The 1,681-nt window shown below is 44.4% G+C and carries 1 protein-coding gene and 2 pseudogenes; all 3 read left to right on the top strand.

Annotated features, from left to right (window positions below; all coding sequences use genetic code 11):
* A pseudogene (locus tag ACFIKD_RS09305) lies at nucleotides 1-147 on the top strand (P-type conjugative transfer protein VirB9); the annotation flags it as partial.
* A gap of 27 nt (nucleotides 148-174) precedes the next feature.
* Nucleotides 175-1,347: a type IV secretion system protein VirB10 gene (gene virB10, locus ACFIKD_RS09300; protein WP_375647882.1), complete on the top strand. Its 1,173-nt coding sequence runs from the start codon at nucleotides 175-177 to the stop codon at nucleotides 1,345-1,347.
* 17 nt (nucleotides 1,348-1,364) lie between these two features.
* A pseudogene (locus tag ACFIKD_RS09295) lies at nucleotides 1,365-1,681 on the top strand (P-type DNA transfer ATPase VirB11); the annotation flags it as partial.

Raw genomic sequence — 1,681 nt, 5'->3', positions numbered from 1 at the left:
GTCCATGCCATTAGCGCACGCTTCACCCTAAGACAGGGAAGAAACGTCCTATGCGTCTTTAACGAAGCCTATCAACCAAAAGGCACAAATCCAAATACCGGAACAACCTCACCATCTGTTGAACGTAAAATTGCATCAGATCTTTAAATAAGCGGGAATTGAAGGGGACAACTTATGAGTGATAAACCAATCATCGAAGATCGAGGATCTATTGGGGATGGCAAAAACAATAGCGCCAAAACCGCCGGCAAAAAAATAGTTGTCGCAATAGCCTGTATAGGAATCTGCGGCTATGTGCTCTGGAACATCTTATCCACCCCCACAGAACAAAAAGACACCGCAAAAGCTCATAAAAAACAAGCACAAAACTTTCACAATTCCCTCGCCCCTTTAGAGCTCGCGCCCTCTGACCCGCGTGCAAACATAGCACCAATAACCTTACCACCCCCACAACCACTCGCACAAGAACCCAAAAAAGATGACCCACTACTTGATGCCGCAAGACGCGCCCCTGTTTTAGCTTTTGCCAAAGGTTCTCAATCTCAATTAAAAGACATTGTCAACACGACTCTCAACCCCTTTGACAAACTCCATGCCCTTGAAAATCTCGCAAATGCGCAAAATTCTCCTGCCCTTCAAGACACACAAAATTTTGCGACCCTCTTAAAGCCTACCAAAACAGAAGAAACAAAAGCAAAACTCATCGGCAATAGAAACTTTATCATCGCCATGGGAACCTCTATCCCCTGTATCTTAGAAACCGCATTAAACAGTGAGCAACCAGGCTTTGCAAGCTGCATCATCAACCGTGATATCCTCTCTGACAATGGGCGCGTTGTTTTGCTTGATAAAGGAACCCAAGTGATTGGCGAATACCGCGGAGGGATAAAACAAGGTCAATCTCGCCTCTTTGTGCTCTGGACAAGAGCAAAAACCCCAACCGGTGTCATCATCGACCTTGCCTCACCCGCAACCGACAGTTTAGGCAGAGCTGGGTTTGATGGCAACATCAACACCCATTGGTGGGAACGCTTTGGCTCTTCCCTTTTGTTGACCGTTATTGATGGTGCCACAACCGCCCTAACAAATAAAATAGTAGGCAATTCCAATAAAGAAGGTTCAAACAACTCTGGAGGCGGCGGTTTTGAAGGCGCAAACAACACTGGAAAAGATGCCGCCAGTATTGCCCTTGAAAATCAAATCAATATCCCTCCTACCTTAGAAAAATTTCAAGGCGAACTGGTCAACATTTTCGTAGCAAAAGATCTCGATTTTTCCTCTGTCTATAAACTAGTCGTAAAGAGCAAAAGAAACCGCTCTACTCCCAGCTATTCCTTTTTTCATTAAGCCAATAAAGTCACATTATGCCATCAGCAAAAAATGCAGAACGCGCCTCCATCGTCTTAACAAAATTAAAGATCTTAGATGACTTCCTCAATGATGAAAATTTATTTGAAATTGTTATCAATCGCCCCGGCGAAGTAATCGTTGAGGGTCCCAATGGTTGGCAAACCCACATCTTAAAAGAACTAACCTACAGCGAACTAGAAGGGATTGCTAAAGTTGTTGCTGCCTACACAACACAAAAAATCAGTGTAGAAAACCCCGTTCTCTCCGCAACACTGCCAAACAACGAACGCATACAAATTGTTATGCCTCCAGCAGTTGCAGCCAATACCAT

The sequence above is a fragment of the Bartonella sp. CR84HXZ genome, assembly GCF_042194535.1.
Classification (GTDB): Bacteria; Pseudomonadota; Alphaproteobacteria; order Rhizobiales; family Rhizobiaceae; genus Bartonella; species Bartonella grahamii.
The sequence above is the reverse complement of the archived record's forward strand: the minus strand, read 5'-3'. Positions and strand labels throughout refer to the sequence as shown.